General features: G+C 34.2%; 7 protein-coding genes. All 7 read right to left on the bottom strand.

Annotated features, from left to right (window positions below; genetic code table 11):
• Window positions 1-125 precede the first annotated feature (125 nt).
• The 7 genes from chvE to lysA all read right to left on the bottom strand — a co-directional run bounded on the left by chvE (window position 126) and on the right by lysA (window position 9,656).
• Window positions 126-1,148, bottom strand: a complete 1,023-nt coding sequence (chvE, locus tag JCM9157_RS18090) for a multiple monosaccharide ABC transporter substrate-binding protein (RefSeq protein ID WP_052013244.1) — start codon at window positions 1,146-1,148, stop codon at window positions 126-128.
• 291 nt (window positions 1,149-1,439) lie between these two features.
• The gene (locus JCM9157_RS18085) at window positions 1,440-2,990 is read right to left on the bottom strand and encodes a response regulator (protein WP_035666930.1); all 1,551 of its coding nucleotides are present in this window, start codon (window positions 2,988-2,990) and stop codon (window positions 1,440-1,442) included.
• A 12-nt stretch (window positions 2,991-3,002) separates the two neighbouring features.
• On the bottom strand, window positions 3,003-4,457 hold the full coding sequence (locus tag JCM9157_RS18080; protein ID WP_081734240.1) for a sensor histidine kinase: 1,455 nt from the start codon (window positions 4,455-4,457) through the stop codon (window positions 3,003-3,005).
• Window positions 4,435-5,412 (bottom strand): substrate-binding domain-containing protein, encoded by a 978-nt coding sequence (locus tag JCM9157_RS18075; RefSeq protein ID WP_052013243.1) that lies wholly within the window; start codon window positions 5,410-5,412, stop codon window positions 4,435-4,437. The genes JCM9157_RS18080 and JCM9157_RS18075 overlap by 23 nt, the downstream gene beginning before the upstream one ends.
• A gap of 206 nt (window positions 5,413-5,618) precedes the next feature.
• Entirely contained in the window at window positions 5,619-7,124 is a 1,506-nt protein-coding gene (locus tag JCM9157_RS18070) for an alpha-glucosidase/alpha-galactosidase (RefSeq protein ID WP_035666929.1), read from the bottom strand.
• A gap of 126 nt (window positions 7,125-7,250) precedes the next feature.
• Window positions 7,251-8,132 carry an AraC family transcriptional regulator gene (locus JCM9157_RS18065; protein ID WP_035666926.1) on the bottom strand — a complete coding sequence of 294 codons (882 nt, stop codon included), beginning with the start codon at window positions 8,130-8,132 and terminating at the stop codon, window positions 7,251-7,253.
• A gap of 204 nt (window positions 8,133-8,336) precedes the next feature.
• A complete protein-coding gene (gene lysA / locus JCM9157_RS18060) occupies window positions 8,337-9,656 on the bottom strand; it encodes a diaminopimelate decarboxylase (RefSeq protein ID WP_035666925.1) in 1,320 nt (439 codons plus the stop codon).
• Window positions 9,657-9,908: the final 252 nt, after the last annotated feature.

Genomic DNA, 9,908 nt, shown 5'->3' with positions numbered 1-9,908 from the left:
ATTTTCATCATCTTAACCAGTACTTTTTTATCCTTTTAGCATTTTTTTATCACTAGCTCTTTTCAACCAAAAAAAAAAATTATCCCAAAAAGTCTATAGTATGACCTTTGGGATAACTCTTTAAATTAGTTTAATTGGTCCTCTGTATAATAGCCGCTACCTAGAATTACTTCTTCATAGTTATTAATATCAACTTGAATTGGCTCAAGTAAATAAGATGGAATGACTTTAACTCCGTTATCATACGTTTCTGTATCATTTACTTCCGCTTCTTCGCCTTCGATAACAGCAGAAACCATTTCAACTACCTTCTCAGCTAATAATCTTGTATCCTTGAATACTGTCATTGCTTGATCACCAGCAATAATTGCTTTTAATGATTGTAATTCAGCATCTTGACCAGTTATAACTGGTAACTCCGTATAGCCAATGTTTTTAAGTGCAGAGATAATTCCAATTGCTAAACCATCATTTGGAGATAATACTGCATCCACTTCTTCATCTGTATAGAAAGTACTTAAAAGATTATCCATTCTAGATTGTGAGTTAGCTGCATTCCAGTTTAGTGTAGCAACTTTATCCATTCCAGTTTGGCCACTTTTCACTACTAATTTACCTGAATCAATGTAAGGTTGTAAAATAGACATTGCTCCGTTATAGAAGAAATAAGCATTGTTATCATCCGGTGAACCACCAAATAATTCAATATTAAATGGACCAGCTTGGTTTTCTAAATCTAGCGCTTCCACTAAATAAGTTCCTTGTTGAACTCCTACTTTAAAGTTATCAAATGTTGCATAGTACGTTACATGTTCTGAACCTCTAATTAAACGGTCATAAGCAATTACTGGGATGTCAGAATCCGCTGCCATTTGAAGTACGTTTGTTAATGCCTCTCCGTCGATCGCTGCAATTACTAACACATCAACACCTTGAGTAATCATGTTCTCAATTTGAGAAACTTGTGTTTCAACTACATCCTCTGCATATTGAAGAACAACTTTGTAATCCATAGCTTCAAGTTCTTTTACCATATTGTCTCCGTCGTGAACCCATCTCTCTAATGATTTACTTGGCATTGATACCCCAACAAATCCTGATTCACCATTACCACCGCCTGTAGGCTCACTGCCTCCACAAGCTGTCATCACTAAAGCAATTAGTAAGATACTACTAACATTGTTAATTTTTTCATAACTTTTCCCCCTATATTTCTTTTATATTATGATTACGCTTACATCCCTATCTTAATTTATTCCTGATCACATTAATATCTAAATATATAGCATATAAGTATGTTATCCTTACCTATTTTCATTTTGTTAGTTATAGTTTTAACTGTTCAATTTAAACTTTTAGCATTATTTTAATTCAGTAGCATTATTTTGCGCGAATATTGAAAAAGCTTTCACCCTTTTTTGAGGATGAAAGCTTTCAAATTATTTAATGTTTGAACGATAATCACTCGGAGAGATTCCTGTGTGCTTTTTGAATACCCGACTAAAATAATTAGGATCTTTATACCCGACCTCATAACATACTTCTTTTACACTTATTCCTTTGCTCCGCATTAGATCTTTTGCTTTTTCTACTCTCAACTCGGTTAGATAATCAATAAATGAACTACCAACCCGCTCTTTAAAAATTTTACTGAAATATTGCGGACTTAATTGAACAACTTCTGCTACTTCTTCTAGTGTAAGAGCTTTTTCATAGTGTTCAATGATATAGTCTTTTGCTACTAACATCACATCTTGGTTTTTGGAATAGTACATCATATAAATGTGATTAGCAATTTGCACTAACTTATCTTGAAATTGCGAGATTGATTGACAATCTAAAGATGTTTGAAGAGAGATTCCGCTGTCGATTATTTGTCTATCTAACAATACAATAAATTCCGAGAGCTTTTCCTCAACCGTTTCATTCCTCTGTTCACAATAATAGGTAAGCTCCTCCATATACTTTCGATATCGAGTGGCTACTTTTTCTTTATCTCCCGAAGTAATGGTTTCTAAAAGTAGTTTTTCAGATTGATACGGATAAGCAATTGTTCCTTCTGTTGGTTTACTCTTCAGGTGCTGATTGTAATATTCACAAGTATTTGGTTGTTTTAATGAGGAAAGAGCAAATAAAGCTTCGTGATACGATTGCACAAATTTTTCTATTTCGTTGTAAACTCTTCCAATCCCAATTGATAGATTATAGTTCGGATAGAATGATTGAACCTTTTTAATGATTTCTTTCCCGCATGTGACAGCCAAGTCCCTCACACCAATTTTCTGATTGCTCTCTCTTTTTCCAACTTGAATTAATACTGGTAAACGATTCATCTTATCTTCTCCAATAAAATGATTCGGAAAAAAATGATTTAACTCAGCTTGAAGGAAATTCATAATATCGTGAATACTAATGATTTTTTCATTTTTAGCGGTTTGAAATTCAAACACCATAATAAAACTCTCTTTTTGAAAATTTTCTTCCCATTCTAATTCAAAAACACTCTCGCGAGAGGAACCATCCATTAGCATAGAGGTAATAACTCTCGATTGAACGATTGACAATGCACGACGATAATTGTCTTTTAAAATAATTTCTTCAGTCCTTTTCACTCTTTCTTCTTCAATTTGGTTGAAAATTTTTGCTAAGGGGTCGATTATTTCCTCTCTTGAACTTGGTTTTAAGATGTAATCTTTAACACCAATCTTCATAACTTGACGAGCATATTCAAAGGTGTCAAATGCAGTCACCATAATAATTTGTACAGACTCGTTCATTTTCTTTATTTCTCTAGCCGCTTCCACGCCATCAATTCCTGGCATTTTAATATCCATAAAAACAACATCTGGTCGGAATTGTTCTGCTTTTAATAGAGCCATTCTTCCATTTTCGGCTTCTTCAATAACGACTGAAGGGTATTGATCAGAAATAATTTTATGGAGTCCCTTTCTTTCAATGGTTTCATCATCTACGATCAACACTCTATACATTTACTTCACTCCCTACTTAACTTGTAATGGCAACCTCAATTCAATGATAGTTCCTTTTCCAACCTCTGATTGAAGGTTAATGAGATCATCAGATTGATAAAATAACTCCAACCTTCTAATAACATTCTTTACCCCAAGTCCTGTTGAGTGGCCATTCGACTTAGAGAAACGGTCGTTAGATTGATCTAGTAATGATTTACTTGTTTGTTCGTCCATACCAATACCGTTGTCTTTTATCTTTAATACGATAAATTCCCCTTCTTTATAGCCTTCAATCTCAATTAACCCTCTTTGTTCGTACGGCTCAATCCCATGAATAAAAGCGTTCTCAACGAGAGGTTGAAGCGTTAAAATAGGAATTTTCATTAACAAACAATCATCGTCCACATCAACTTTAAAATCAACCCGCTCTTCAAACCTTGTTTTTTGAATGTAAAAATATTCTTTTACAACATTAATTTCCTCTAACAAAGTAACAGGCTTGTCCATAACACCTAAATTATAACGGAGCAATTTAGAAATGGAATTAATTAATTTATATACTTTATCTGATCCTTCTAATAAAGCACATTTGGAGATCGTATTTAATGTGTTAAATAAAAAATGTGGATTGATTTGACTTTGTAAACTTTTTAATTCCATCTCCTTTAATAGTTTATCTTGCTCTGATTTTTCCTTAATTTGCTTTACAAAGTAAGATAAATCTGTCCGCATTTTATTAAAGGATTGCGATAAAAAGCCAATTTCATCATTTGATTCAGTTAATTTAGGCCCGTCTAACTTTCCAATTGCGACTTCGCGAGCAGTTCGCGTTAGCTCATAAATTGGTTTAGTCATGCTGTGACTAAAAAAATAAGAAATTAACAAGCCCAACGAGAATATAGCAATGGACATAAACAATAACGTATATTGCATATCATTGTTTCTTTTATTTAAAGCATCATAATATGTCTGAAACATCGAGAGGTCGTCATTTAATAGAGTTAACGTCTGATCTTGTATAAATCCAACTAACATAAAAGCTTCTTTTTGCTTTGCAGAATACACTTCAAGGTCATCTTCTAAAAAAGCTTCAATTGCCTGGTCACACTCTTCTAGTAAACTATCAATCATATTTAAATAATTTCTCAAGCTAAAATGAATATGGTCACTTTCAAATCTTTCCATTAATAAATTTTTAACTGTCACAAGTTCCTCTCGACTATTTGTATATTGCTCTAAATCACTAGTCAATTGTCGATTGAGAAAAGCATCCATTGACTCGTATGCTTTGGTAGATTTTTGTGAGACATCATTTAATAAAAAAAAGCGTTCTTGAATATGATCATATTGCTGAATTGTTTGCTTATAGCTGAAGAAAATAAAAAGAGACAAACTGCTTAATATAATAAAAAGGACGATAAAAAATATAAACAGTTTAGTTCTTATCGGTATTCTAATTCTATTATTTAAATTCATCTTCCACATCTACTTTCCTCAAAAGAGTCGGTGGAATATGGTACTCTTTCTTTATTTTTTGACCATTCATTACATCTATTAACAAGTTGACTCCTGTCTGTCCCATTAGATAAGGCTCTTGTTTCATAAGTAAATCTATATCACCTTTTTTTAGTAATTCAATCGTGTCTTCCAATGCATCGAAAGCATAAACACTGATTTCTCCTTCCAGGTTAGCTTTTCTAATCCCTTCTGCTATACCTTGGCTATCTAAAGCACTCGTACCGTATAAAATAGAAATATCAGGATCATTCCTTAACATTTGGTAAGTTTTCTCTGCTCCCTGTATTTTACTTAAGTTCGAGCTTTCAATGGCAACTACCTTAATTCGTTTATCAACCTCAATTGCATCAAGAAAACCTTGAACTCTTTCATTTAAATTGTTAGGTATAAGGCTTCCTGTCAATACTCCAACTTTCGTTTCTTCTTGTATTTCACTTGAGATCATTAACCCCATTCTATAGCCAGCTTCATAATTATCAGTTCCAATATACGTTACAAAATCATTGTTCTCCAAATTAGAATCAACTAAAATGAGCGGAATTCCTTTGTCGATAGCTTTTTGAAAAACAGGTTCAAACTCATTAGATAACCCCTGAGTCAATATTCCATCAACTTTTGATGCAATCGCCATCTCAATTAACTTCATATGGTCGTCCAAATTAGTCTGCTTCGTACCCTTTAACTCTATCGTTACATCATTTAACTCTGCTGCATTTTTTGCCCCCTCAAATAGTTCAAGTAAATAAGGGTTCTCTAATTCTTGGACAATCAAGACAAAATGAGGCTTCGAATGATTTTCGCTTTCGCCAGCCACAATAGGAATTGATAAATCCAATGTTTTCAAGAAAAAATGTATAGATAAAATAAAGGAGACGCTGATAATTGCCATTAGACCTGCGAGTACAAATTTGTTTTGTTTCAAAATTCAATCACTTCCATTCAAAAACTATTTTTCTCTAAAGCGTTTTCATTATTATACTATAACCGTTTTTGAATAACACATTTTTGTTTTTTTACACATACGAATTGTTAAGTAAAAGGACATCAGTAAAAAACAAAACTAAAAAAGCCCACATAAACCTCTATGTAAAATAATAGAAGGGTTAAATAGGGCCGGAAGATTATTGCTTATTTTTTTATAGAAGGACGTTCTTTTGCTTTATCTGATTCTCTTGCATTCTTATTTGCATCATCTCGATTTTTCTGCATTTCTTTAACTGTTTTAGTCTTAAGTCTAGCTGCACCATTGTAATTTTTTGTAGCAAGTAACGTGCCTGATGCCATACGTTTATTAGCAGCAAGAATGGCTTCCTTGTATTGTGGCAACCACTCGGCTTGTGCCACAAGCATTTCGTCTACCATTTGCCATATTTCTGGAGGATTGCAAATAGCACCAACCAGGGGATCCATCATAAAAGCTTGCCTTAAAAGTTGATCATCTCCTCTAACTGCGGCTTCAACTGCTAATCGTTGCACTGAAACACTTGTATTACATACAGCTGCACACCCAAGTGGAAGTTCTCCTACATGTGGCATACTAATTCCATTATGATCAACATATCCAGGCGCTTCAATAATTGCGTCATCTGGAAGGTTAGAGATAATGCCATTGTTAATGACATTAAAATGTCCTCTATATATTCTTCCCGTTTCCAAGCCTTCTATTATATAAGATCCATGCTCTTCTCCTCGATCTTCTTCCTTATAAACAAACGCTGGCTCTTTCATCCAATTAGGAAAATCTGTTTCAAACCAGCTACGTCCTTCAGTACAAACTCTTAAATACCCTCCAGTTTCTCCATTGATCCACGTTCCAAGGTCAATCCAATCGTTTATCTCCTCTGGTCTCTTTCTATACCATGGTACGTATTCACTTAAATGACCATTAGATTCGGTACTATAGTAACCAAATCTTCTTAACATATCAATGCGTACTTTCTCTGTCTTACTAAATTCTGGATGACTTTCAAATGCTTCTAGAAGCCTTCCTGTCAGGTCTTCACCTTTGTGTTTAATTTGGATATACCACGTTTGATGGTTTATTCCTGCACAAATGATGTCTACTTCATTTTTGTTTAAACCAAAAACCTCAGAGATCTGTCTATGACCTCCTTGTACACCGTGACACAACCCAATCGTTCTCACTTTGCCGTACTTGTTACAAGCCCATGTAAGCATTGCCATTGGATTTGCATAATTTAACTGTAAACAATTAGGTTCCGCTACTTCACGAATGTCTTTACAAATATTCAACATTTCCGAAATACCACGCTGGCCATACATAATTCCTCCAGCACATAGCGTGTCTCCCACGCATTGGTCAACACCATATTTCAATGGAATTTCAACATCATGGGTGAACGCCTCCAATCCTCCAATTCTCACAACCGTGAAAATATATCTAGCGCCTCTCAGTGCTTCGCGGCGATCGGCCGTTGCATGAATCCTTATATTTAGTCCGTTCTCATAAATGTCTCGTTGACATAATTCCGTTACCATGTCTAAATTCTTTTGGTTAATGTCTGTAAACGCAACTTCAATGTTGTGGAACTCTTTGACGGTCAATAAATCTCTTAATAATCCTCTTGTAAATCCAATACTTCCTGCACCAATAAACGTTACTTTAAATGACATTAATGGAAGCCTCCTATGCCTGCATAATGTTAACCTTATAATTATTCTAACGTTTTAATTTATTAAGCGCTTTCAAAATTGTGACCTGCTGTGTTTATTAATGTACAAAATCCTAACTTCTTTAAATCAACCACCGATGTTTTTTTGAACACAATTTCTAAATTCAGAAGGGGACATTTTCATATACTTTTTAAAGACCGTGCTAAAATACTGCCTACTATTAATTCCAATATAATCTGATATATCAGAAACAGGTATATCCGTTTTCAGCAGCAATTCTTTTGCTTTTTCCATTCTGTGAGTTGTTAAATACTCCAAAATTGACTTGTTCATGTATGTTTTGAACAATCTATGCAAGTAGCTTGGATGTAAATGAACAGCATCGGCTATATTTTGTACCTTAATCTCTCGATCGTAATTATGATGAATAAAATCTATTGTTCTTTTAATGTAAGGATTCTTATTTCTGCTTATCTTCTTACTTTCCATTGAGTTAACTAAATTCGCAATCCTAATTAATAATTGTGAAATGAGGAGTGAAATCATTATGTGATTATCTTCATTCTTCTCATCTATTTCCAAGATCAGACCTTTTAATGTTTGGTAGACTTCATTAGGATCTTCGAGGATTATGAAAGGCTTATTTACATTCAAAAACATCCGTAATGATTTATTTTCATTTGCTAGCTCTCTTATCGATGGGAAGTTACTTTTCTTCTCCTTAAACAAAAACTCAATATTAAGCATTCTACAGGGATTCCCTTCACTGACGATCAACCTATGTTTTACATTCGCATCAATCAAGATAAATTGTCCTTTTTTAATGGAGACTGCTTGTGATTCAAGATCAACTAAGCATTCACCAGATATCACAAACATAATCTCAACAGCAGGATGAGCATGAAATTCCATTGTATAAACATCCCATTGTTTAAAATAATAAAAGACAACTGAAGGATGGTAATCAATATTTAATAGTTCCTCATCAAATAAGCTAATAGTTTTCATTTTCCTCGTCAACTCCCTCCTAGAATACAAGCAAAAATAAGGGTTTTTGATTATATTTTACTTAATAACTATGCACCTATAAAATATCAAAATCATTTATCAATACTTCTCAGTACGTGCTCCATATTTTAAAAAAATCTAAAGAAAAAAAGAGACGAAATTATAGGTAATTACGTCTCTGAATGAACTATTTTTTATAAATTGTTACTTAACTACCTTCTTTGCAAGTGGTAAATCTAATCGAACTAAATCTTCGTACTTTTCACGTCTAATAACTTCAGAGGCTTCTCCATCTTCAACAAAGACAACAGCAGGACGTGGGATACGATTATAGTTGTTTGCCATTGCATACCCGTAAGCTCCTGTACAAAATACAGCTAAAATATCTTCATGATTTGCTTTCGGTAATGGTAGATCCCAAATTAGCATATCGCCACTTTCACAGCACTTTCCTGCAATTGAAAACGTTTCTGTCGCTACATCGTTAGCACGATTTGCTAACAAGCCTTCATACTCTGCTTGATACAAGGCAGGTCGAAGATTATCACTCATTCCTCCATCGACTGCTAAATAGTCACGTACGTTTGGAATGTGTTTATGTGAACCAATTGTATAAAGTGTTGTTCCTGCATCTCCAACTAGTGAACGACCAGGCTCAATCCATATTTCAGGCATCTTTAAATCGAATTGTGTCGCTTTCGCTTTTACTACTTCGATCATTTTTTTTACATATTCCCCTACTGGTAGTGGAGTATCGCCTTCAATATAACGAATTCCAAAACCACCACCTAAATTCAGAACTTTAGGTGTAAAGTTGAACTGCTTTCTCCATTCTTCAACGAGTTCAAACATTTTCTCTACAGCCATAACAAAACCAGTTGTTTCAAAGATTTGGGACCCAATATGACTATGAACTCCTAGTAGTTGTAAGAACTTATCTTCATGTGCTTTTTGTACAGCTTCATGCACTTGACCACTAACAAGATCAAAACCAAATTTTGAATCTTCTTGACCAGTAGATATATAATCATGAGTATGGGCCTCTACGCCTGGTGTGATACGAAGGAGGACATCCATTTGCTTTTGACGTTCTTTACAAATACGACTTAATTCGCGTAATTCATAAAAATTATCGACTACAATACAGCCAATCCCAGCATCTACAGCCATCTCGAGCTCTGATAAACTTTTGTTGTTTCCATGAAAGTGAACACGCTCCATTGGGAAGCCGGCTTGCATTGCCGTATACAATTCACCGCCTGAGACAACATCTAAACTTAAGCCTAACTCATCAGCTAATTGAAACATTGCCAAACAGCTGAATGCTTTGCTTGCATACGCAACTTGAAATGGCACTCCTTCAGATGTAAATGCTTCTTGAAATTGCTTTGCTTTTTCACGAATTAATGCAACATCATAAACGAACAAAGGAGTTCCATATTGCTTTGCAAGTTCCACTGTATTGACGCCACCAATTTCTAGATGGCCTTGCTCATTTATTCGACTAGTTCCGTGTGTATACATGTATGTTGTCTTCCTTTCTGATCAAATACTTAAATAAGCAGCTAATGTAGGTACACTAGCTGCTTAAAATCCGCACCAAAAGTAACCTAACTCTTAGTAATGACAATTGTTGTTTCAGGTTACATACCTAAATGCATTTTTCTCTATTAGCCAATCATAGTTTATAAAATTATGAGTATTACTTTAACATACTAAACCAATATGAGCAAGAGACGTCAAATTCTGATAATGCTTGTTCCTATCTATATAATG

This window comes from Halalkalibacter akibai JCM 9157, from assembly GCF_000513135.1.
GTDB lineage: Bacteria > Bacillota > Bacilli > Bacillales > Bacillaceae_D > Halalkalibacter > Halalkalibacter akibai.
The sequence above is the reverse complement of the archived record's forward strand: the minus strand, read 5'-3'. Positions and strand labels throughout refer to the sequence as shown.

Coding starts and splice junctions, on each gene's coding strand:
- JCM9157_RS18085 (WP_035666930.1), bottom strand. CDS start 2,990: ATGTATAGAGTGTTGATCGTAGATGATGAAACCATTGAAAGAAAGGGA.
- lysA (WP_035666925.1), bottom strand. CDS start 9,656: ATGTATACACACGGAACTAGTCGAATAAATGAGCAAGGCCATCTAGAA.
- JCM9157_RS18070 (WP_035666929.1), bottom strand. CDS start 7,124: ATGTCATTTAAAGTAACGTTTATTGGTGCAGGAAGTATTGGATTTACA.
- JCM9157_RS18065 (WP_035666926.1), bottom strand. CDS start 8,132: ATGAAAACTATTAGCTTATTTGATGAGGAACTATTAAATATTGATTAC.
- JCM9157_RS18080 (WP_081734240.1), bottom strand. CDS start 4,457: ATGTGGAAGATGAATTTAAATAATAGAATTAGAATACCGATAAGAACT.
- chvE (WP_052013244.1), bottom strand. CDS start 1,148: ATGACAGCTTGTGGAGGCAGTGAGCCTACAGGCGGTGGTAATGGTGAA.